We start from the raw sequence: 19,777 nt of genomic DNA on the forward strand, positions 1-19,777 counted from the left end.
CTGAGTCGTCAGGCCCTCACAGGGGGACCGCGATGGTGGCCACCGCGCCGCCCGAGGGGCTGTTGGCGAGCGAGACGGAGCCCCCGTGGGCGCTCGCGGCCTCGGAGGCGGCGTGGAGGCCGAGCCCGTAGTGGCGCCCTCCGTCGCGCGAGGAGCGGGAGGAGTCGTCTGTGAAGAGGCGCTCGCAGCCGCGTTCGAGGGCGGCGGGAGAGAAGCCCGGCCCGTCGTCGGCCACCTCGATGACGAGGTGGCCGCCCTCGACGTCGCAGGAGACAGCCACGCGCGAGCGTGCGTGCTCGGCGGCGTTGGCCACGAGGTTCGCGGCGGCTCGCGCCAGGGCGGTTCGGTCGAGCGCGGCCTCGGGCGCGCCCGCGACAGCGGGGCCCGTGGCCGCGTCGAGCGTCACGCCTCGCGCCCGGGCGATCTGGGCGGCCTCGGCGAGGACCTGCTCGCAAAGCTCGGCCGGCCGCATGGGGGCCCTCTCCGCCCCGCCGGACCCGCGCGAGGCCTCGATGAGCAGGCGCACGTAGCCGTCGAGCCTTTCGACACTGCCGGCTATGTCGCGCGCGGCGGCCGCGAGGTCGGCGTCTTTCTCGTCTTCCAGCTCCTCCGCTACGAAGTCGGCGTTGGCGCGCAGCACGGTGAGCGGCGTCTTGAGGTCGTGGGCGAGCGACGTCATCTGCTCGCGCTGCCCCCGCTCCGCGGCCCAGCGGGCCTCGAGCGACTCGGCGAGGGAGGCCCGCATGGCGTCCATCGCGGCGAGGACGTCGTTCACCTCGCGCACGTTGGTGCTGCCGACCGCGAAGTCGAGCTCCCCCGCGCCGACGCGCCCCGCCGCCTCCGCGAGCGGCGCCATCTTGCGCGAGATCACGCGGCTCGCGCGGCGCGCGACGAGCGCAAGCGCAAGTGCGCTTCCCGCCGTGGCGCCGACGAGCATGAGGTTCTGCGGGTTGGGAAGCAGGCCGGCGAGGTCGCGCGAGACCCACTGCGGCAGATACTCGCTGACGAGCGCGCAGGCCCCGCCACCTTTGAGCGGGAACGCGGCGTAGGTAACGCCCGAACCCCCGCCCTCGATCTCCACTGTGCCCGGATCCGCGGCGAGTGCCGTACGAGCCATTTCCTTCGCGTCCTCGAGCCGCGTGCTCTCGAGGTCTGTCATCAGCACGTTTCCGTCCTTGTTCAGGATGAGGTAGCGGTACGCCGTCGGCACGTCCTGCTGCCCGCAGACGCCGTCGCGTGCCAGGCCCTCCGCGACCTCGCGCGCATTGGCCGGCCCCCAGCTTGCCTCGTAGACGAAGCCCGCGTTGATCGCCACAGAGAGCATCATGAACGAGGCGAGCCACGCCGTGGCGACTGCCGCGAACGCGTAGGCGAAGTAGCGCGCGATGACGAAGGAGAGCGGCATGCCCCCGCGACCTCGCGCCCCGATCCTCAGAGCTGCCACTTGTACCCCATCCCCCAGACGGTCGCGATCGGATCGGCGCCGGCCTCGGAGAGTTTCCTCCGGGCGCGACTGACCTGCATGGATATGGCCGCGTCGTCGGCGTCGCTCTCCCAGCCGAGCACCGCCTCGCGTATCTGCGCGCGGCTCATGACCTGCCCGGGGTGGCGGGCGAGGTACTCGCAGATGGCGTACTCGGTGGGCGTGAGCGGCACGGCCTCGCCACCCACGGCGAGGTCGCGCGCCCCGAGGTCGATCCGCACCTCCCCGAAGGAGAGGGCGTGCGAGCGCGGCCGGCGCTCACGGCGTAGATGGGCCGCGACCTTGGCGCGCAGTTCCGCGGCCCCGAAGGGCTTGCGGACGTAGTCGTCGGCGCCCAGGCCGTAGGCGGCCACGGCATCCTCCTCGGCCACGCGCGCGGTCAGGAAGACGATGGGCCCGTCGAAGTCCGGGCGGATCTGCCGCACGAGCTCGAAGCCGTCAAGCCCCGGCATCATAACGTCGCAGAGCACGAGGTCGAAGCGCGAGAGGTCCATCCCCGGGACCGCCGTCGGGTCCGCCGCCCTGACGACCTCATGGCCGTCGCGGCCGAGGACGCGCGCGAGCGCGTCGAGGATCGCCCGTTCATCATCCACTGCCAGTACCCTCGCCATGTTGACCTCCTGAAACTCTCGTCGGCATTGTACTTGCGCCGCGCTCAGCGGTCCAGAGCCCCGCGCGCAGCCGCGGGTGCCTCGGCCGCGTTGCACGCGCGGTAGCGCACGCCCGAGCCGCCGCGCGCCTCGATCTCGAGCCAGCCCTCGCCGTCCGACTCCCGCCCGAAGAAGATGAGCTGGAGCTCTCGGATATTGCCCCTGTCGTCCGCCGCGTCCACCAGGTAGACGTAGTTCGCCCCCGCCCCGGTGGCGTCGGCGTAGGAGCTCGCGTGGCTGCCGGGCTCGGGCGCGGGCGCCCACATGGCGATCTCAGGGTTGGGCAGCACGCGGTCGGCGATCGAGCGCAGCGCCGACCCCCAGCCGGCGTCGAGCAGGGCATTCCCGCCCAGGACGAGCGCTGCGGAGAGGAGGGCGAGCACGGCGGCGAGCGGCTTCCTACGCATCTGCCCTTCCGTCCTCGAAGCGGCAGAACCAGGCGAGAAGGACGGCGGCGGTTGCCAGGGTGAGCACGAGGCCAGCGAGCGCAGTCGTGAGGAGAGGGCCCGCCGCGCGTGCGGCGTCGATGAAGGCCTCTACCCCGAGCGACCCCAGGCGCGCGGGCCAGGCGAGCGGCACCCAGCTCAGGGGCGTCGCCAGGGCACCGGTGAGCTCGCCGGTCATGAGGCCGTGCGCAAGTCCGCCCACTGAGAAGAACGCGAGGAGCACCCCCGCCGCGCCGGCGCCGATGGCGGCGTTGCGGCCGAGGCGCAGGGCCACGCCGAGCCCCAGCGCGTAGAGGGGCAGGCTGCCCAGCACGATGCCCGCCCAGGCGGCCGCAAGCGGAGCGGGCCCGAGCGGCAGGCGCCCGGCGACGGCGAGCACGGCCCCGAACACGCCGAGCGCCACGGCCAGCGCGCCCGCGCCGAGCGCCGCAAGGGCGAGCAGCTTCGCCGCGACGGCGCGCCCGCGCGAGGGGACCGCCGTGAGGTTGGCGAGGCGCCCGGCAGCGCGCTCGTCGTCCACGGCGAGCCCGCAGACGATGGCGGACATGAGCGGCATGAGGGCGCCGAGGAACTGGGCGTAGGCGTCCGCGCCCAGCGCCGGGTCCCATCGGGCTACGGAGAAGTACTCGCCGCAGGCAAGACCGGCCGCCAGGCCGCAGACGAGGTGCACCGCCGCGAGCGGGGAGCGCGCAAGGCGCAGGGCCTCGGAGAGCAGGGCTCGCGAGAGAGTCATGCGCGGCGTCGGGTCGGAGAGTCGTGTCATGGCCATCACCTCTCCTCGGAGCGCGCGAACCAGGCCGCGCCCGCTGCCGTGAGCGCGGCGAACGCGAGCGCGCTGACCGCAAGGCCCGCCAGCGTGAGCATGCCGTCCGCCGCGAGCGCCCCGCCGAGCGCCATGTCCGCCGCGAGTGGCTCGCCGCTCGGCAGCACGGGGATGAAGCTCGTGGGGATGACCATGCTCGCCGACGGCGGAAAGAGCTGCGGCAGCGGCATCAACGACCAGGCGAAACCACCCACGAGCTGCGCGGCAAGCGGGCAGAAGATGCCCGCGAGCATGCCGAGCCGCGCCGTGAGGAAGAGCCCTGCGGGGATCATCCACGCCGCGGTCACCGTGTTGACGAGCGCGCAGAGGAGCATCGCGAGCGTGCCCGCGGCCGTGAGGCCCTGCGAGGAGAACGCCGATCCCGCGAGGTAGATGCCGAAGACCACGAGGTTCGAGAGCGTGCAGAGCGCGAGGCACCAGAGCGCCTTGGCCCACCAGGCGCGCCTGAGCGGGAAGCCCAGGCCCAGAAGCCCCCGCATCCGCGTGCGAGCGTCCGCCCGCGCGACGCACGCCACCACGAGCGAGAGAGACACGGGCAGGAAGAGCGCGTACCAGTAGTTCCACGCGCTGAAGATCTGCACGCCCCGATAGGGCATCGCGCCGAGCAGCGGCATCGGCAGCGCCATGAGGACGGCCAGGCGAACCGGTGCCGCGTGGCGCGACTTCAGGGCCTCGGCGCGCAGGCCCGCGAGCAGGCCGCCTTTCTCGCCCGTCATGCCGCCACCTCCCCACGCGCTCGTCGCCCTTCCCGGCAGAAGCTCATGAAGAGTTCCTCGAGGTCCTGCCCGGGCCGAAGCGCATCCTCGTAGGCGAGGCGCCCCCCGTAGATGATGCCGATGGTGTCCGCCATCTGCTGCACCTCGGAGAGGATGTGGCTCGAGACGATTACCGTCGTACCCGCCGCCGCGAAGCCGCGGATCTGGTCGCGCAGCTCCTCGATGCCGATGGGGTCGAGGCCGTTGGTGGGCTCGTCGAGCACGAGCAGGCGTGGCCGGGCGATCAGCGCCAGCGCGAGCCCCAATCGCTGCCGCATGCCCATCGAGAAGCGCCCGGCGCGCTTCTTCCCGGTGTCCGCGAGGTCCACGGCGGCGAGCACCTCATCTATGCGGCTCTCGGGAAGGCCCAGCAGCGTGGTGCGCACGCGCAGGTTCTCGCGCGCGGTGAGGTTGGGGTAGAGCGGCGCCTCCTCGATGAGGCTGCCGATTGCGTAGAGGTCCTCGCGGCGCCAGGCGTGCCCGGCAAAGAGGATCTCCCCGGCCGTCGGCCGCAGCATCCCGCAGATCATCTTGAGCGTTGTCGACTTGCCGGCGCCGTTAGGACCGAGCAGCCCGTACACCTCGCCCTCGCGGATATGAAGGCTCACGTCGGCCACGGCGTCCTGCGCCTGGTCGCCGCGGCCGAAGCGCTTGGTGAGCCCGCGCGTCTCGAGCATGTAACCCATGGGTTTATCCTTTCTCTTCCGGGCGCGCGGGCCGAGTCACCGTGCCCGCGCGCCTTACCTTTCGGGTTCACCATCCATGGTGGGGCGCGTTTCTAACGAAGCCGTAACGGCCGTTGGAGTCTTATATATGTCTGGACTCTCTATGCTCGCGCTGGATAGACATCGCCAGAACGGGTATAGTATCGAAAGTTTTGTCGTTTACCAGCGGGGGAGTCCTGTGGGCATCAAAAAGAAGATCAAAAAGGAGCTTATCGGCACTTCCGATTACCCGTCGAATAAGATCTTCACGATCTCCAATTTCATTACCTTCACGCGTCTGATCCTCACGCTGGTCTTCCTGTACCTGTTTGTGACGGACAACAACCGTGTCGTCGCCATCGTCATCTATGCCATCGCGGCCTCCACCGACTGGATGGACGGCCAGATTGCCCGCATGACCAAAACGGTCTCCTGGCTCGGCAAGGTTATGGATCCCATCTGCGACCGTGCGCTGCTATTTACCGGCGTACTGGGCCTGGTGGTCCGCGGCGAGCTTCCCATCTGGGTCTGCGTGCTCATCATTGGTCGTGATATCTATCTGGGCATCGGCACGCTCATCGTGCGCCACTATCACCGCCGTCCCATCGACGTGGTGTTTCCCGGCAAGATTGCCACGGCGCTGCTCATGACCGGCTTCTCGCTCATGCTGTTGGGCTTTCCCACCGTGGACGGCTGGCATCTGCTGCCCGCCACGTTCACGGCCTTCCCGGGCCTCAACGGCAGTCCGGTACCGCTTGGCATCTTCTTCGTGTATGGCGGCGTCATCTTCTCCATGCTCACCGCTGTCATCTATTCCATTAAGGGTGGAGCGGCCATTAAACAAGCCGTGGCGCATCCCGAGGACGAAGACATCGACTTTCTTAACCCCGAAATCGAAGACTAAGTCGTTGGGGTATGATTACGTACAGTTCATTCTTTGCGGCATGTCCGCGTTAAGTTAGGGGTTGTCATGGACAACATGGTTAACAATATGCCTCAGAACGATAAGGCCTCAGACGCCACCTGCGTTTTCCGCGTTCCTTCGAGCGATGTCACCGTTCCCGACCTCATGGCCAACGTGCACATCACCGCGCCCGTCTTATCTATCGTCAAAGGCCCGCAAACCGGCGCCGCCTTTGAGCTCGAGGATAATGTGACCACCATCGGCCGCGATCCCGCTAACGGCATCTTCCTCAACGACATGACCGTGTCGCGTAGCCACGCGCGCATTATTCGCGAGGGTCTGGGTGCCCGCATCGAGGACCTGGGCTCGCTCAACGGTACGTGGGTTGATGGCGCCATCGTCAACGGCGCACCGCTGCACGATGGCTCTTCCGTCCAGATCGGTACGTTTACGCTCATCTACCACGAGAGCACGCCGGAGCGCATCGAAACCGGTGAGTAGGGCATGGCCGAACGCAATTATCTGAGTATCGGCCAGGTCGTCAATCTACTTCGAGGCGCATACCCCGATCTTTCGAACTCAAAAATTAGATTTCTCGAAGATGAGGGGCTCATCACCCCTCATCGCACGCCTAAGGGCTATCGTCAGTACTCCAAGGAGGACGTTGACCGCCTGGAGGTCATTCTGCATCTGCAGAAAACTCGCTACATGCCGCTCAATGTGATCAAGCAGCGCCTGGAAAACGCCACGGACCTGTCTACGCTCGCCTACGAGGTGGGTCTGCTGTCCGATGTTCCGCTCAAGACGGAACCCAAGGAGACTAAGCAAAAGCTGCATCCCATCGAGACCATCCCCGATATGCTTGGCGTCGAGATCTCGTTTATCCGCTCCCTGGCCGAAAACGACCTTATTCGCATCATCAAGAGCCCGCAGAATCGCGAGCTTGTCGATGGCCGCGATTTCCCGATCATCCGCTATTGCTCCGAGCTTTCGCGCTTCCATATCGAGCCGCGCAACCTGCGCCAGTACGTATCGTCCGCAAACCGCGAGTCCTCGATGTTTGAGCAGGTGCTCGTAAGCATGCTCGGTATGGATACTTCCGACGACGAGCGCGATGCCAAGCTCGAGCGTGCATTTAAGAAGCTGCATGACCTCACCGAGGGCGTCCATACCGCTCTGCTCAAGAACCGTGTATTTGAGTCACTCAACGCCGTGGTGGAGGATGCCGATATCGATGCCCTCGACGAGGAGATCGCACGCTCCGAGTCAACCAAGGCCAAAAGCGAAGAGGCATCTACCTCCGCGGTCCCCGTGCGTGAGGAATCCCTCGTGCAGCCGCTCAAAGTTATTGCCCCCTCGCACGCCGCCACCGCCAGCGCGAACAAATAGACGCTGCCGCAAACCATCCTCCCCTGAAAGGTCACGTCATGTACGACTTCGAATCTCACATCGTCGACATCCCCGACTATCCCGAGCCCGGAGTCGTCTTTAAGGACATCACGCCGCTCTTTGGCAATCCCGAGGCCCTGAAGGCCATGGTGGATGCCCTGGCCGAGCATTTTGCCGGCATGGGCATCACCAAGGTCGTGGGTCCCGAGGCTCGCGGCTTTATGGTCGGCGTGCCCGTGGCCGTCGCCCTGGGCGCTGGCTTTGTGCCCGCACGCAAGCCGGGCAAGCTGCCTCGCAAGACGGTGAGCGAGAGCTACGATCTCGAATATGGCACCGACTCTATCGAGATCCACGCCGATGCCATTACCTCTAAAGATACCGTGTTGATTCTGGACGACTTGGTCGCGACGGGCGGAACCGTCGAGGCAACAGGTAAACTGGTGCGAGATATGGGCGCAAAGCTTGTGGGTTACGGTTGTATCCTCGAGCTTGCGTTTCTCAACCCGCGCAAGAAGCTCACGCCTTCCAACGAGGACGTCGAGCTCTTTAGCCTGGTAACGGTGAACTAGCCGCTACCCTTAGATACCGGAAAGGAAGCTCCATGCGCACAGCAAATACGCACAAAAACATGGCACGCTGCGCTGCTACGGCAACCCTCGCTTGTGTTTTGGGCCTGGGCCTCGCGGCTCCGGCCTATGCCGATACCGCATCCGACCTTGCCGCTGCTCGTACCAAACTCGAGCAGATCGGCACGCAGACCCAGCAAATTCATGAAGAACTCTCCGCACAGACGCAGGAGCTTGATCAGACTGCAGGCGAGATCACGCAAAAGCAGCAAGAGATTGCCGAGGGCCAGGCAAAGCTTTCGAGCTACGTTGCCGGTGAGTACAAGACCGGCGGTCTGAGTCTCCTTCAGGTTCTGACGGGCGTCGACGATCTGGGCGACATGCTCAATCGTCTGTTCTATTACGGCAAGGTTTCCGACAAGCAGGCCCAGACCATTCAGGATGTCAAGGACCTTAAGCAGCAGCTCACCGATAAGCAGGCCGAGCAGGAGAAGAACGTCGCCGCCACGCAAAAGAAAGTCGACGAGCTCAACGCCCAGCAGGCAGAAGCCCAGAGCATCGTGAACTCCCTAGATTCTCAGCTGCAGGCCGAGCTTGCCGCCGAGGCCGAGGCCAATGCGGCTCTGCAGGCCGGCATAAATGCCAGCACAGCCGAAAAGGCCACGGTAAGCAACGATACCGCCGGTACGACCGAGAACACCAACAATGGCGGCGGCACAACTAACAACGGCGGCAACACACCTGCGCCCGCTCCCGCTCCTGCTCCTACGCCGCAGCCCTCGACGCCCGCTCCGGCTCCGGCCCCTTCTGCGCCGAGCCAGTCTGTTGACGGTGGTTCCGTTGTTTCGCGCGCCTACAGCAAGCTTGGTTGCGCTTATTCCTGGGGCGGCATTGGACCGGACAGCTTTGACTGCTCCGGTTTTGTAAGCTACTGTCTCACGGGTCGCTACTGCCGTCTGGGCACCACCGGCACCTTCATGGGTTGGACCCGCGTGTCCGACCCGCAACCCGGCGATGTCGTGGTTAACTCCTACCATACTGGCATCTATATCGGTAATGGTCAGATGATCCATGCTTCCGACTACAAGACGGGCGTCATCATCAGCTCCGTCGCAGCCGGCATGAACAACAACTATATTTTCGTGCGCTACTAAGTCACTCTGTATAGCAAACGAATGTGAACCTCGTGGCCTTTGGGCTGCGAGGTTCATTTATTTGTGACCGTGCTCCATACATGATCCCAATGAGCTAGTTTTCAATACTAGATGCACGTTTCAAAGGTAAGCAAGATGGCTATAATAAATTAGAAACATCTAGAAAGGACCCTCTATGAGCTGGGCACTTATCTCCGATTCGAGCTGCAACCTCCGTGATTGGCAACCGACCGCGCCCCATACCACCTTTGCATATGCACCCCTTAAAATTCGAGTGGGGGAGCGCGAGTTCGTCGATGACCTCACGCTCGATGTTCGCGAACTCAATTGCGCCGTGCAGGCGGAGTCGAGCGCTTCTTCGAGCGCCTGTCCGAGCGTAGGCGAGTGGACCGAACTCTTTAGGCTTGCCGACAAGACAATTTGCATGCCTATCTCCGAGGGCGTCTCGGGAAGCTACAATGCCGCCGCCACGGCACGCGATTTGGTTCTTGCCGAGGATCCGAACCGAAAGATTCATCTGGTCAATTCTCGCGCAGCCGGCGGCAAAATGGACCTGATCTTCCTGCTGTTCGACCGCTATCTCGCAAGCAATCCCAACGTCTCTTTTGAGGAAGCCTGCAGCTATTTTGATGAGCTGGAACTGAACAGCAAGATTCTCTTTAGCCTGTGCAATTACGAAAATCTCGCCAAGGCCGGACGTATTCCCAAGGCAGCTGGGGTTATCGCCAATAAACTCAACATCCGAGTTTTAGGCACAGCAAGCGAGGAGGGGGAGATCAAGCTCGTTGGTCACACCCGTGGCGAAAAGAAGATGCTTGGCAAGATTGTCGATACCATGGAGGCCGAGGGCTTTACCGGCGGCGAGGTCGTTATCGACCATGTCGAGAATGAGGCGGGCGCCCAGACACTTGCCAGTCGCATTGTGGAGCATTGGCCCGGCTCCAAGACCATCATCATGCCTTGCAACGGACTGGATTCATACTATGCCGAGATGCACGGGCTCATTATCGGCTACGGCATGGGCGTAGCTTCGGGCCGATAAAGTCCAACTAAACAAAAACACGGGCGGGACAAAATGGCTTATAGCCTTTGTCCCGCCCGTCTTGTACGTCGGCTAGCTATTAAACCCATTGAACTTGAGGTAGCTCATTAGATACGCCTTCGATACAAAAGACGATACCGCACTGCGTACGAGCAGCGACTCGCGCGTAACCTGATGTGCGGTATCGGGCACGGGAGTCTGCTCGACGGAAAAAGCCGCACGAATCGATGCCTCGAGCTGATCAATCACATAATCAAAGGCGGTCGGTGCATCGTAGCTCAGGCGCTGAATGTTGAAGAGCGCCTGAACCGCAGCGATGGGCAGCACCTGCTTAAAGATACAAATGGAGATGAGACGCGCAATCTGCTCGCGGCCATATTGCTTTTTTACCGGAGCAGGAACGAGGCCGACCTTTACGTAGTTATTGATCATCGATGGCGTAATGACGGGGTGCTCCACACAAATTGAAAGCGGCTCCATCCACTGCGCAACATATTCGATAACCTGATCACGATAGAGCGATACGTTAGGCAGCTGGTCATAGCGCGGCAGGCTCAACGCGTTGAGTTTACGCACCGTATCGGACTGAATAAATGCATCCGGCAGCACCGTCGGCTGAATATCCTCCGGCTTAATGCCGACCGATGTATCGGACATCGGGATAACATGTTTGACGTGGTTCATCAGAGGCCTCCGTTCGTTTACTATATTGTATTCTAGATAATCTAGTTTTGCATACCACATTGCCGCTAAGTAAAAGTGGTTGGACAGCACATTGACGCACCGTCCAACCACTTTGTTTAAAGATAGCAACCTTACATAAGATATATTATCGTACTTATCAGCGTAGAAAAGCGTATGCGCTGGTAGCCGCTATGGCTCCGTCCGAAACGGCGGTCACAACTTGACGTAAACGCTTGGAGCGGATATCGCCGGCGGCAAATAAGCCAGGTGTGCGGGTGGCCATCGATTCGTCGGTCACAATACCGCCGTCGGGCGCCAGATCTACCAGATGCTCTACAAGCTCAGTATGGGGCTGCGTGCCAGCAAAGACAAAAATGCCAAACGAACCAGGATCAAAGGACTCGGAATAAGTGCCACCCGTAGCGTTGTCCTTAAAGGTGATAGTCGTGGGCATGGCCTCGCCCGAAAGTTCCACAATACTAGTTTGGTACCAAACTGAAATATTATCTTTTGCGAGCACCTTTTGAACTACGCCATCGGGAGCACGGAACTGATCGCGGCGCAAGACGATGGTCACGCTGCTGGCGATTTCTGACAAGAACAGGGCTTCCTCGCAGGCAGCATTACCGCCACCGATGACAAAGACCTGTTTACCGCGAAAGAACATGCCATCGCACGTCGCGCAATAAGAAACGCCACGACCGCGATACATATCCTCGCCAACAAAACCAGCAGATCGCGGCGTGGCACCCATGCAAGCGATAACGCTCGAGGCCAGCGTATCGCCCATATCGTGATGCACCGTAAACAGCGCCGCATCCGCATCGTAATCGATACCCGCAACCATGCTCCATGCAACCTGTGCTCCCAGGCCCTCTGCATGTTGCTGAAAACGCTCGCCGAGTTCGGCACCACTCAAGAGCGGAATGCCCGGATAGTTCTCGACCTCATTGGTTGTGGCGATCTGTCCTCCCGACATGCCCTGTTCAATCACAGTCGTCGTGAGGTTGGCGCGCGCCGCATAAATGGCTGCGGCATAGCCCGCAGGGCCGCCGCCGATAATAGCAACATCGATCGGCTGATGAGTAGTCATGAAGAGACCTCCTGTCGAAAGATTGGCGTTCTTTGCGCTCATACCCAAATTTATGCGAACGTGACACTCATGCACTACAATGATTCTCTGTGAAACAAAGATGAAGGGGAGATATCGATGGATCAGACGCAGACGAGCGACGACGCTCCCCTGCTCACGCACAGCACTCCCCAATCGGAACAAACCACGCTCTTGGCTCAGCAAAAACCTCTCGTGACTATCGTGCACGCCTCGGTCGGCTCGGGCCACAAGGCCGCCGCAAATGCGATTGCGCAGGCATTCGACCTCATCCGCGGCACCAATGGCATCCCAGAGGATGTTGAGATTGAAGTGCTCGATATCCTTGATTTTGGACGCATAAAATTCGACGGCAACAAAACGGCCGCCTCGTTTACCGGCGCCACGCGCCCAATCTATGACTTGACCTGGCGTTATACCCTTACCGGACACCTGCTTTGGGGCGGTGGCACGGCATGGTCGCGCATCATGTTCCCCGCATTTAACGAATACGTTCGAACTCGCAGGCCCATTGCCGTGGTAGCCACACACATCACGGCAGCCAACGTCGCCGTCGGCGCGCGCGTCATTACGGGCATCGACTATCCTGTCATTTGCGTACCGACCGATTACGAGGTCGAGGGTTGGTGGCCCCATAAGGACACCGACCTGTTCTGCGTGGCAAACGAGTTTATGGCCGAAACACTCCGACCCCGTAAGGTTCCCGAGGCAAAGATCCGCATTACGGGCATCCCCATTCGCGCCGGGTTTGATACGGACTACAACCGCGAGGAAGAACTCGAGAAGTTCAATCTCCCCACAGACAAGCTCGTTGTGCTGGTGATGGCCGGCGCCAGTTTGCCTCAACCGTACGTTCGCTTTCGCGCGGAGATGGACCGCACCCTCCCCTTCCTGCGCAGCTTCGAGGACATGCACTTTGTCTTTTTGCCGGGCAAGGATGCCGAATATGCCACCCGTCTCAAAACGCTCTTCGATGCCATGAAACTCGAGAACATCACGGTTCTTGACTACGTCGATGACATGGCAGCGCTTATGCACGGCTGTGACCTGGCAATTCTCAAATCGGGCGGACTCACTGTTACCGAATGCCTGTGCGCACACCTACCAATGATTCTGCTGGGCAAGTCCTATGGCCAGGAAAAGGCCAACACCACCATGCTCACCGGCATGGGCGCCAGCATGCATGTCACGACCGCACGCGAGCTCATCGTGACACTGCGCCATCTCCACGATCATCCCGAATCGCTCAAGGCACTACTCATTAACGGCGAAGTGCTGCGCCGTCCACGCGCAGCCGAGGATATCGCCATCGCAACCATGGAACTTGCAGGCAAGCCCCAAAAGCGCAAACGAGCCTTCTGCCGCTTCTACTGGGGCGAAAAACCTGCGCATATCCGCTAGCCGAAAGTTCGCTGCTCGGCGGGAGCCGCCCATATATCATTCCATGCTCAAACATTCTCGCTTCGCTGCGAAACTGCGCGCGGGACGATATATAGGCGGGTCGGGCCGGTCAGCGGACAGTACGTAAACGACTAGGATACGCCACTGGAGCCGAAGCCTCCGTTGCCTCGGTCGGTTTTGTCTAGTTCGTCTACTTCTACGAGATTGACCGTGGGGACTTCTTGGATGACGAGTTGGGCGATGCGGTCGCCTTTGTTGATCTGGATATTGTTGATGGGGTCCAGGTTGATGAGGATGACCTTAAGTTCACCTCGATAGTGGGCGTCGATGAGACCGGGCGTGTTGACTATAGACAGGCCCTGCTTAATGGCTAGGCCGCTACGGGGCTGGACAAAGCCGGCGTAGCCATCGGGCAGCGCAATGGCCAAGCCAGTGGAGACCAAGCGGCGCTCAAAGGGCTTGAGGGTGCAGTCTTCGTTGGCACGGAGGTCAAGGCCGGCATCCGTGGGATGTGCGTATTTGGGAAGCTCGACCGTGGGATCGAGACGCTTAATGTTAACGGTAATGTTGGACATGAAATCACCTTAGCTTGTCGAGCTCTTGCAAAAACTCGTCGACGTCTTTGAAATCGCGATAGACCGAGGCAAAGCGAATGTAGGCCACCTTGTCGATCTTGGCCAGGCGCTTGAGCACCATATCGCCCAGTTCGTGGGACGTAACAGCCGTCAGCGTACGCGAACGCAACTCCACCTCGATATCATCGATGATCTCGTTGAGCTTTTTCGTGTCGATATCGCGCTTAATCGTGGCGCGCATCAGGCCGACCAGCAGCTTGTTGCGATCGAACCGCTGCTTAGACCCGTCGGATTTGATAACCTCGATGGGATCTTCGCAGCGCTCGAACGTCGTAAAACGATAATTGCACGAACAGCATTCGCGACGACGCTTGATAGTGTTGTTCGACTCCTGCATACGGGAATCGACAACGCGGGTATGTGCCTTACCGCATTTGGGACAGCGCATGGAACCTCCTCTTAAACGATAACAAGGGTACCATGCGACCGACCCGAAATCTTACGAACGGGCCGGAACTTTCAGAACTGCACCAGCATCAAGAGAGCCGCGATCGAGGTGATTGACGCTACGAATCATGTCGGAAGTCTCCTGTGTGGAAAGGCCATCGATGGGATGCTCCTGGGCAAGCGACCACAGAGAATCGCCGGACTGCACACGAACCGTTTCGTAGGTGACGTTGGCTACGGAATCGGCATATGCTGCGTGACGAGCAGAAAAGACTGACGTGGCGAGCACAAAGAACAGGGTGAACGCTACAGCAACAGCAACAATCGTCGAGGCCTTCAGGGCAACAGGAGCCGAAGCAGCGACCGCACGCTGGGTGCGAACGGGTTTAGTGGCCACGGCCTGAAAATGAGAGCGTCCGCCCTTCACGACCGTAAAGGCAGGCGTGGCGGGCGCCTCGAGCTTAAGAGCGAGGTTTCCCTGGACCATATCCGCTGCGTTCATTCTGTTCTCCTCTCGTTTGTTTTGACGAGAACTGTTTTATCAAGCCGCGGGGACAAAAAAGTCTAGCGCGGGAACGAGTGTTCGGTTATTATTATCTTCGAACAGTTGTTCCTGTCAAGCAAAAATAGAACATTTGTTTGGTATGGGTAGAGAGGAATCCCTGATGGCTCGCAAAATTACCAAGCGTCAGCAGCAAATTTACGACTTCATCAAGGAATATCAGCAGGAGAAGGGCTATCCGCCCAGTGTACGCGAGATGGCTTCGGCTGTGGGCCTTTCCTCCCCTAGCACCGTACATGCGCATCTCTCCGCACTCGAAGCACGCGGCTTGCTCAAGCGTGACGCCACCAAGCCTCGCGCTCTCGAGCTCTTTGACGAGGACGGATCTTCCGTATCCATCTCAAAGTCCGATGAGCCCACGGCGCCCCGCGGAACCGTATCGCTGCCTCTCGTAGGCCGTGTCGCCGCAGGAATTCCTATTCTTGCCGAGCAGAATATCGAGGACACCTTTACCATCCCAACCGAGATCGCAACGGACCAGGGGTCCTTTATCCTCGAGGTCCACGGCAATTCGATGATTAACGTCGGTATCTATAACGGCGACTACATCATCGTTCGCGAACAGAAGAGTGCCATGAATGGCGAGATTGTCGTGGCCATGATCGATGGTTCCGCAACGGTCAAAACGTTCTATAAGGAGCAGGGGCGTGTTCGCCTGCAGCCCGAAAACGACACCATGGAGCCTATCTACGCGACAAATCCCACGATTCTGGGCAAGGTCGTCGGTTTGATGCGCCGGTTTTCGTAATGCAAAAACGCATCACGGTCTTTGATACCATTCGCGGGTTTACCATGCTGTCGATGGCGGGATTTCATGCCTGCTACGACCTTGCCTACCTATATGGTTGGGACATGCCCTGGTTTACCCAGACCATCTTCCAAGACATCTGGCGCGCTAGCATCAGTTGGGTATTTTTGCTTATTGCCGGCTGGATGTGCACCCTCTCGCGCAACAACATCAAGCGTGCCGCCAAATATGCCGCTGCCGCTTTAGTTGTATGGGTCGCAACGACGCTTGTCTCAGTCGATGACTCGGTGAACTTCGGCATCATTTTCTGCATGGCGGCATGCACTGCCATTGTTGCACTCGCGCGCCCGGTTCTCGATAGGGTGCCTGCAATATGGGGTATAACGATTTGCCTCATACTCTTTGCCTGTACCTGGAGCATTCCTAAAGCGGTCTACCCTATCCCCTATCTAGCTTGGCTGGGTTTCCCAGATCCAGACTTTGTCTCCGGTGATTACTATCCGCTCATACCCTTCTTCTTTATGTACCTCGCAGGCTTCTTTGCCGCTCGAACGGCACAAAAAGCAAACCGCAAAGCGCCAGCATGGGCCTATGCGAATCCCATCCCGGCGCTCGCGAGCCTCGGATGCCATGCACTACCGTTCTATCTGCTCCATCAACCGATTATCTTGGGTGTGCTGGAGCTGATTTATTCCGTTCGGTAACGCTCAAGACGTGGTGCGATACGGATCGGCAGCTTTGCCACAATACGAACGCCGCCCTCAAGATATTCCTCGTGCAGAAGGGTTCCCTGTTCGTGCACGAGCGTGATTAAAGCGCCCTCTCGATACGGAATATCGGCCGAGAGCAACACATCCGTAGCGGCCGCATCACGAGCGATGCGGTCGACTAAGTCATCAAGACCCTCACCCGTCTGAGCCGAGAACAGCACCGCCTCGGGATAGCGCCGGCGGAAGCTCAAGCGGTCGACGCTATCGAGCAGATCAATTTTATTGAACACAGTAAGCGTCAGGCGCTCACCGGCACCAATCTCGTCAAGGACACGATCAACCGCCTCGAGCTGACGCTCATAATCCTCATCGGAAGCATCTACAACTTTAAGAATCAAATCGGCGCCGAGCACCTCGGAAAGCGTAGATTTAAACGCGTCGACCAGGCCATGTGGCAGCTTTTGAATAAAGCCGACGGTATCGGTGATCGTCATGCCACGACCACCGGGCAAACGGTACGAGCGCGTTGTAGGATCGAGCGTGGCAAACAGCTTATCCTGCGAAAGTACCGTGGATCCCGTCAAACGATTAAGCAGCGTCGACTTGCCGGCATTGGTGTAGCCAGCCAACGCAACGCGAAACGCTGGCGATTCAATACGGCTTTTCGATTGCACATCGCGGCGCTGTTCAACCTGTTTCAGTTCGCGTCGAAGCGCAGCGATCTTATTGCGAATCAGACGACGGTCGACCTCGAGTTGGCTTTCGCCCTGGCCAAAGCGCGAGCCAATACCGCCACGCGTCTGTTCCTTGGCAAGGTGGCTCCACATACCTCGCAAACGAGGCAACAGGTACTGCAACTGTGCCAGCTGCACCTGCAAGCGGCCCTCACGCGTCTGGGCATGCAGACCAAAGATATCCAAAATCAACGCCGTACGGTCAATAATCTTGACCGGTTCGCCCACGGCTTTCTCAAGATAGGACTGCTGTGAAGGAGTCAGGTCGTCGTCGAAGATAACAACATCCGCATCCATGCGATGCACCAAACCGCACAGCTCCTCGACCTTTCCGGAGCCGATAAACGATTTGGGATAGGGCTTGACCAGGCGCTGAGACAAGCGTGCAACGCATTGGGCCCCAGCAGTGTGGGCTAGACGCTCGAGCTCGTCGAGCGAACGGTCGAGCGGCCAGGCGTTATCGCGCCACTCAACACCAACCAAGATGGCGCGCTCGGGTTCAGGCGCCGTGGGGACCAAAGGGAAACGAGCCATTAGGCAGCCTCGACGCGATGGTAAATATCATCAACGACCTCATCGATCGTAAACTCATCCATATCGAACCACACGATGCGATCGTCACGCTTAAACCAGGATAGCTGGCGCTTGGCATAGCGACGTGAGCGCATCTTGATAAGCTCACGGGCCTCATCCATGGTAATAGCGCCACGCAAGGCATCAATAATCTCTTTGTAACCAATTGCCTGCATCGACGTGAGCGCATCGCCCAGGCCCTGGTCCATAAGGCCACGGACCTCATCAACCAGTCCCTGCTCAAACATAAGGTCGACACGTAGGTTAATGCGCTCATACAGCACTTCACGGCTACGCGTCAGACCAAACCACAAGGCATGATAGCGCTCGCGCGGAACACTGAATTTCGACTTCTGCTGGGCATATGACACGCCGTCATCGTGCATCTCGAGCGCACGAATCACACGACGCACGTTATGGGGATGAATCACGGCAGCTGATTCAGGGTCGCGCTCGGCAAGCAGGGCATGCAATGCTTCCTCGCCAATGCGCTCGGCAAGCTCCTGATATCCCGCGCGGCGTTCGTCCTCAAGTTCTCCCGAAGGAAAATCCATTTCATCGAGAGCGGCCTTGAGATACAAGCCCGTACCGCCGCAAAAGACCGGAAGACGCTGCTCGCCAAGCAAACGCTCGACATGTGCTCGGGCGTCCGACTGGTAGAGCGCAGCAGAATACGCGACGCCGGGATCCACGATATCGATAAGGCGCAGAGGTGCCGAGCACTCCTCGGGCATCATTTTGGCCGTACCGATGTCCATGCCGCGATAGATTTGCATCGCGTCGCACGACAACACTTCGGACGATAGACGAGCGGCCAGGCGGTCGGCAACATCGCTTTTTCCGACCGCTGTCGGACCGACAATCGCTACAGCAGAAAGGCTTGCACCAGGAGAAATCATTAGCGAGGCTCGCCCACGACGGAGCCAGACAGATACCACGTCTTGGCGACATCAATATCAACATCGACGATCTTGCCGATAAGCTGATCGATGCTATAGCCAGCAGGAATCGGCGCATGCACCGTCTGGTTCTTAGGGCTCTTGCCCAGAAGGACAGCGTCGTTCTTCTTGCTCGTGCCCTCAATGAGCGCAGGCACCACAGTGTGAAGCTCGCCCTGGTTAAACTCGTGTGCCGTCGTCTCGATAACCTTGACCAGACGGTTAAAGCGCTCAAGGATAACCTCATGCGGGGTGGGATCATAAATCTCGGCGGCCGGGGTACCGGCGCGCTTGGAGTAAATAAACGTGTAGGCTTGGGCATAGCGCACCGTCTCGGCAAGCGAGAGCGTCTGCTCAAAGTCTTCCTCGGTCTCACCAGGGAAGCCCACGATGATGTCGGTCGAAAGCGCAATATCGGGCATACGGTTACGAATACGATCGACCAGGCCCAGATAATCCTCGCGCGTGTACCGACGATTCATCTCTTTAAGGATGCGCGTGGAACCCGACTGAACGGCCAAGTGAAGCTGCGGCATGACGGCAGGCGTCTCGGCCATAGCATCGATGGTCTCGGGCAGCAGATCTTTGGGATGCGAAGAGGTAAAGAAGATACGCTCGACACCCGTATCGCCCACAGCGCGCAGCAGATCGGCAAAACGCGGCTTGCCAAAGAGATCGCGACCGTAGGAGTTAACGTTTTGGCCCAGCAGCGTAATCTCGCGCACGCCCTGACGCACAAGCCCGGTAACCTCGTCGACAATCTCCTCGAAGGGACGACTCTTCTCACGACCACGGACGTACGGCACGATGCAGTACGTGCAGAAGTTGTTGCAGCCCGTCATGATGGGCACCCAAGCGTGATATTGCGTCTCGCGGTGCCACGGCATACTCATGGCGTCGGTATCCTCATGCTCATTCGTGCGGATATGGCGCTTGCCATCCAAAAACGCCTCGGCGATAAGCTCGGCCACGTGAGCAATAGAATGGGTACCAAAAATCACGTTGACGTTATCGACGTTGGTGAGCAAGCCCTCACCATCGCGCTGGGCGATGCAGCCGCCCACGGCGACCACACGCTTTCCCGAAGGCGAAGGAGGAAGGCTCTTACAGGAATTACACTGACCGTACAGGCGCGTATCGGCAGCCTCGCGAACACAGCACGTCATAAACACGACAATATCGGCATGCTCCGGATCGAGCGCCATAAGACAGCCATACGAATCGAGCAAGCCACTCACGCGCTCGGAGTCGTGCTGATTCATCTGGCAGCCGAATGTGCGGATAAAGTAGGTTTTACCGGCAAGAATATCGCGTACGGAACGCTGGTCCATGAGCTTACATCCTAACGATGGTGTCGACGGGGCGTATAGGTGCAACA

At 60.1% G+C, this 19,777-nt stretch carries 23 protein-coding genes; 9 read left to right on the forward strand and 14 right to left on the reverse strand.

Annotated elements, in window-relative coordinates; translation table 11 throughout:
- Window positions 1-16: 16 nt before the first annotated feature.
- Genes OGM60_05490 through OGM60_05515 form a run of 6 tightly spaced genes read right to left on the reverse strand, consistent with a single transcriptional unit; the run spans window position 17 to window position 4,843 of the window.
- Complete coding sequence (locus tag OGM60_05490) at window positions 17-1,405, reverse strand: HAMP domain-containing histidine kinase (protein ID UYI98357.1); 1,389 nt, start codon at window positions 1,403-1,405, stop codon at window positions 17-19.
- 26 nt (window positions 1,406-1,431) lie between these two features.
- Window positions 1,432-2,094 (reverse strand): response regulator transcription factor, encoded by a 663-nt coding sequence (locus tag OGM60_05495; GenBank protein ID UYI98358.1) that lies wholly within the window; start codon window positions 2,092-2,094, stop codon window positions 1,432-1,434.
- Window positions 2,095-2,138: 44 nt separating this feature from the next.
- Entirely contained in the window at window positions 2,139-2,540 is a 402-nt protein-coding gene (locus OGM60_05500; protein UYI98359.1) for a hypothetical protein, read from the reverse strand.
- Window positions 2,533-3,348: a lantibiotic ABC transporter permease gene (locus OGM60_05505; protein ID UYI98360.1), complete on the reverse strand. Its 816-nt coding sequence runs from the start codon at window positions 3,346-3,348 to the stop codon at window positions 2,533-2,535. Before OGM60_05505 ends, OGM60_05500 begins: the two co-directional genes overlap by 8 nt.
- Entirely contained in the window at window positions 3,348-4,118 is a 771-nt protein-coding gene (locus OGM60_05510) for a hypothetical protein (protein ID UYI98361.1), read from the reverse strand. Before OGM60_05510 ends, OGM60_05505 begins: the two co-directional genes overlap by 1 nt.
- Window positions 4,115-4,843, reverse strand: a complete 729-nt coding sequence (locus tag OGM60_05515) for a lantibiotic protection ABC transporter ATP-binding protein (GenBank protein ID UYI98362.1) — start codon at window positions 4,841-4,843, stop codon at window positions 4,115-4,117. Before OGM60_05515 ends, OGM60_05510 begins: the two co-directional genes overlap by 4 nt.
- A 217-nt stretch (window positions 4,844-5,060) precedes the next feature.
- On the opposite strand from OGM60_05515, the gene OGM60_05520 reads away from it, so the two are divergent.
- The 6 genes from OGM60_05520 (at window position 5,061) to OGM60_05545 (ending at window position 9,916) form a co-directional block, all read left to right on the forward strand.
- Window positions 5,061-5,765, forward strand: coding sequence for a CDP-alcohol phosphatidyltransferase family protein (locus OGM60_05520; protein UYI98363.1), 705 nt, complete (start codon window positions 5,061-5,063; stop codon window positions 5,763-5,765).
- Between the two features lie 66 nt (window positions 5,766-5,831).
- Window positions 5,832-6,266 (forward strand): FHA domain-containing protein, encoded by a 435-nt coding sequence (locus tag OGM60_05525; GenBank protein UYI98364.1) that lies wholly within the window; start codon window positions 5,832-5,834, stop codon window positions 6,264-6,266.
- A gap of 3 nt (window positions 6,267-6,269) precedes the next feature.
- Window positions 6,270-7,154: a MerR family transcriptional regulator gene (locus tag OGM60_05530; protein UYI98365.1), complete on the forward strand. Its 885-nt coding sequence runs from the start codon at window positions 6,270-6,272 to the stop codon at window positions 7,152-7,154.
- Between the two features lie 38 nt (window positions 7,155-7,192).
- A complete protein-coding gene (locus OGM60_05535) occupies window positions 7,193-7,723 on the forward strand; it encodes an adenine phosphoribosyltransferase (GenBank protein UYI98366.1) in 531 nt (176 codons plus the stop codon).
- Between the two features lie 32 nt (window positions 7,724-7,755).
- Window positions 7,756-8,874 carry an NlpC/P60 family protein gene (locus OGM60_05540; protein UYI98367.1) on the forward strand — a complete coding sequence of 373 codons (1,119 nt, stop codon included), beginning with the start codon at window positions 7,756-7,758 and terminating at the stop codon, window positions 8,872-8,874.
- Between the two features lie 175 nt (window positions 8,875-9,049).
- Window positions 9,050-9,916 (forward strand): DegV family protein, encoded by an 867-nt coding sequence (locus OGM60_05545; GenBank protein UYI98368.1) that lies wholly within the window; start codon window positions 9,050-9,052, stop codon window positions 9,914-9,916.
- 72 nt (window positions 9,917-9,988) lie between these two features.
- Here OGM60_05545 and OGM60_05550 read toward each other — a convergent pair whose 3' ends face one another.
- Window positions 9,989-10,600: a DUF1836 domain-containing protein gene (locus tag OGM60_05550; protein UYI98369.1), complete on the reverse strand. Its 612-nt coding sequence runs from the start codon at window positions 10,598-10,600 to the stop codon at window positions 9,989-9,991.
- A gap of 157 nt (window positions 10,601-10,757) precedes the next feature.
- Window positions 10,758-11,693, reverse strand: a complete 936-nt coding sequence (locus tag OGM60_05555; GenBank protein UYI98370.1) for an FAD-dependent oxidoreductase — start codon at window positions 11,691-11,693, stop codon at window positions 10,758-10,760.
- 117 nt (window positions 11,694-11,810) lie between these two features.
- Between OGM60_05555 and OGM60_05560 the strand changes: the two genes are divergently transcribed.
- Complete coding sequence (locus tag OGM60_05560; GenBank protein ID UYI98371.1) at window positions 11,811-13,112, forward strand: UDP-N-acetylglucosamine--LPS N-acetylglucosamine transferase; 1,302 nt, start codon at window positions 11,811-11,813, stop codon at window positions 13,110-13,112.
- A gap of 131 nt (window positions 13,113-13,243) precedes the next feature.
- Here the strand turns inward: OGM60_05560 and dut are convergent, their stop codons facing one another.
- From dut to OGM60_05575, 3 genes are read right to left on the reverse strand one after another with little or no spacing between them, the layout of a single operon-like run.
- Window positions 13,244-13,687: a dUTP diphosphatase gene (gene dut, locus OGM60_05565; protein UYI98372.1), complete on the reverse strand. Its 444-nt coding sequence runs from the start codon at window positions 13,685-13,687 to the stop codon at window positions 13,244-13,246.
- Window positions 13,688-13,691: 4 nt separating this feature from the next.
- Entirely contained in the window at window positions 13,692-14,135 is a 444-nt protein-coding gene (nrdR, locus tag OGM60_05570; protein ID UYI98373.1) for a transcriptional regulator NrdR, read from the reverse strand.
- Window positions 14,136-14,186: 51 nt separating this feature from the next.
- The gene (locus OGM60_05575; protein UYI98374.1) at window positions 14,187-14,636 is read right to left on the reverse strand and encodes a LysM peptidoglycan-binding domain-containing protein; all 450 of its coding nucleotides are present in this window, start codon (window positions 14,634-14,636) and stop codon (window positions 14,187-14,189) included.
- A gap of 163 nt (window positions 14,637-14,799) precedes the next feature.
- On the opposite strand from OGM60_05575, the gene lexA reads away from it, so the two are divergent.
- Window positions 14,800-15,444, forward strand: a complete 645-nt coding sequence (gene lexA / locus OGM60_05580; GenBank protein ID UYI98375.1) for a transcriptional repressor LexA — start codon at window positions 14,800-14,802, stop codon at window positions 15,442-15,444.
- Window positions 15,444-16,148, forward strand: coding sequence for a DUF1624 domain-containing protein (locus tag OGM60_05585; GenBank protein UYI98376.1), 705 nt, complete (start codon window positions 15,444-15,446; stop codon window positions 16,146-16,148). Before lexA ends, OGM60_05585 begins: the two co-directional genes overlap by 1 nt.
- Here OGM60_05585 and hflX read toward each other — a convergent pair.
- Genes hflX through miaB form a run of 3 tightly spaced genes read right to left on the reverse strand, consistent with a single transcriptional unit; the run spans window position 16,133 to window position 19,730 of the window.
- Complete coding sequence (hflX, locus tag OGM60_05590; protein UYI98377.1) at window positions 16,133-17,422, reverse strand: GTPase HflX; 1,290 nt, start codon at window positions 17,420-17,422, stop codon at window positions 16,133-16,135. The two genes, OGM60_05585 and hflX, sit on opposite strands and share 16 nt — an antisense overlap.
- The gene (miaA, locus tag OGM60_05595) at window positions 17,422-18,360 is read right to left on the reverse strand and encodes a tRNA (adenosine(37)-N6)-dimethylallyltransferase MiaA (protein ID UYI98378.1); all 939 of its coding nucleotides are present in this window, start codon (window positions 18,358-18,360) and stop codon (window positions 17,422-17,424) included. The genes hflX and miaA overlap by 1 nt, the downstream gene beginning before the upstream one ends.
- On the reverse strand, window positions 18,360-19,730 hold the full coding sequence (miaB, locus tag OGM60_05600) for a tRNA (N6-isopentenyl adenosine(37)-C2)-methylthiotransferase MiaB (GenBank protein ID UYI98379.1): 1,371 nt from the start codon (window positions 19,728-19,730) through the stop codon (window positions 18,360-18,362). The genes miaA and miaB overlap by 1 nt, the downstream gene beginning before the upstream one ends.
- Window positions 19,731-19,777: the final 47 nt, after the last annotated feature.

It is taken from the genome of Coriobacteriaceae bacterium (assembly GCA_025757745.1).
GTDB lineage: Bacteria > Actinomycetota > Coriobacteriia > Coriobacteriales > Coriobacteriaceae > Collinsella.

Bases quoted from the DNA above. Each gene is read 5' to 3' on its own strand.
- OGM60_05505 (UYI98360.1), bottom strand. From the start codon at position 3,348: ATGGCCATGACACGACTCTCCGACCCGACGCCGCGCATGACTCTCTCG.
- OGM60_05575 (UYI98374.1), bottom strand. From the start codon at position 14,636: ATGAACGCAGCGGATATGGTCCAGGGAAACCTCGCTCTTAAGCTCGAG.
- OGM60_05490 (UYI98357.1), bottom strand. From the start codon at position 1,405: ATGCCGCTCTCCTTCGTCATCGCGCGCTACTTCGCCTACGCGTTCGCG.
- OGM60_05515 (UYI98362.1), bottom strand. From the start codon at position 4,843: ATGGGTTACATGCTCGAGACGCGCGGGCTCACCAAGCGCTTCGGCCGC.
- OGM60_05560 (UYI98371.1), top strand. From the start codon at position 11,811: ATGGATCAGACGCAGACGAGCGACGACGCTCCCCTGCTCACGCACAGC.
- OGM60_05525 (UYI98364.1), top strand. From the start codon at position 5,832: ATGGACAACATGGTTAACAATATGCCTCAGAACGATAAGGCCTCAGAC.
- miaA (UYI98378.1), bottom strand. From the start codon at position 18,360: ATGATTTCTCCTGGTGCAAGCCTTTCTGCTGTAGCGATTGTCGGTCCG.
- hflX (UYI98377.1), bottom strand. From the start codon at position 17,422: ATGGCTCGTTTCCCTTTGGTCCCCACGGCGCCTGAACCCGAGCGCGCC.
- OGM60_05550 (UYI98369.1), bottom strand. From the start codon at position 10,600: ATGAACCACGTCAAACATGTTATCCCGATGTCCGATACATCGGTCGGC.
- OGM60_05510 (UYI98361.1), bottom strand. From the start codon at position 4,118: ATGACGGGCGAGAAAGGCGGCCTGCTCGCGGGCCTGCGCGCCGAGGCC.
- OGM60_05500 (UYI98359.1), bottom strand. From the start codon at position 2,540: ATGCGTAGGAAGCCGCTCGCCGCCGTGCTCGCCCTCCTCTCCGCAGCG.
- OGM60_05540 (UYI98367.1), top strand. From the start codon at position 7,756: ATGCGCACAGCAAATACGCACAAAAACATGGCACGCTGCGCTGCTACG.
- miaB (UYI98379.1), bottom strand. From the start codon at position 19,730: ATGGACCAGCGTTCCGTACGCGATATTCTTGCCGGTAAAACCTACTTT.
- OGM60_05495 (UYI98358.1), bottom strand. From the start codon at position 2,094: ATGGCGAGGGTACTGGCAGTGGATGATGAACGGGCGATCCTCGACGCG.
- OGM60_05585 (UYI98376.1), top strand. From the start codon at position 15,444: ATGCAAAAACGCATCACGGTCTTTGATACCATTCGCGGGTTTACCATG.
- lexA (UYI98375.1), top strand. From the start codon at position 14,800: ATGGCTCGCAAAATTACCAAGCGTCAGCAGCAAATTTACGACTTCATC.
- dut (UYI98372.1), bottom strand. From the start codon at position 13,687: ATGTCCAACATTACCGTTAACATTAAGCGTCTCGATCCCACGGTCGAG.
- OGM60_05545 (UYI98368.1), top strand. From the start codon at position 9,050: ATGAGCTGGGCACTTATCTCCGATTCGAGCTGCAACCTCCGTGATTGG.
- OGM60_05555 (UYI98370.1), bottom strand. From the start codon at position 11,693: ATGACTACTCATCAGCCGATCGATGTTGCTATTATCGGCGGCGGCCCT.
- OGM60_05530 (UYI98365.1), top strand. From the start codon at position 6,270: ATGGCCGAACGCAATTATCTGAGTATCGGCCAGGTCGTCAATCTACTT.
- OGM60_05535 (UYI98366.1), top strand. From the start codon at position 7,193: ATGTACGACTTCGAATCTCACATCGTCGACATCCCCGACTATCCCGAG.
- nrdR (UYI98373.1), bottom strand. From the start codon at position 14,135: ATGCGCTGTCCCAAATGCGGTAAGGCACATACCCGCGTTGTCGATTCC.